This window comes from Mesorhizobium sp. M7A.F.Ca.ET.027.03.2.1 (assembly GCF_003999175.1).
In the GTDB taxonomy this organism is placed as follows: Bacteria; Pseudomonadota; Alphaproteobacteria; order Rhizobiales; family Rhizobiaceae; genus Mesorhizobium.
Map to the genome: position 1 here is coordinate 1 of NZ_RZOM01001934.1, position 418 is coordinate 418.

General features: G+C 57.4%; 1 protein-coding gene. It reads right to left on the reverse strand.

Going from position 1 to position 418, the window contains the following annotated elements:
* Positions 1–418: substrate-binding domain-containing protein (locus tag EN750_RS38845; protein WP_145968415.1), on the reverse strand; the 418-nt coding region annotated here is incomplete at both ends.

Consider the following 418-nt stretch of genomic DNA (forward strand, 5'->3'; position numbering starts at 1 on the left):
CATTCTCTGCAGCGCGGTCGGATGGCCATCGGCGCCAACCACGAAAATCTTGTCCTGAAGGCCCTTGGCAACGATCGCTTCGGAGGCCGCCATTGCCGGCTCGTCCCATGGGCACCAGATGCAATCCAGCTCGTCGCCGTAGCGCGTCAGCCAGTCGTTAACGATATTCTGGGTCTTTTCATAGAACCCGTCATACTGGATGACACGGGAATCGACCTGCTCGATCCAGGTATTTTCAGACAACAGAACTTCGAGAACCTTGCCGCGCTTTCGCGTGCCGTGATGGAAGTTTGCAACGATCGAGGCAATCTTCGCCTTGCTCTTGCCGGCGCCGAGAAGACGGTCGGCCATGTATTGCGACGGCGCGCCACCGAGAATGTAATTGTTGCTGGTGAGATCGGCGATCGCTGGATCTTGC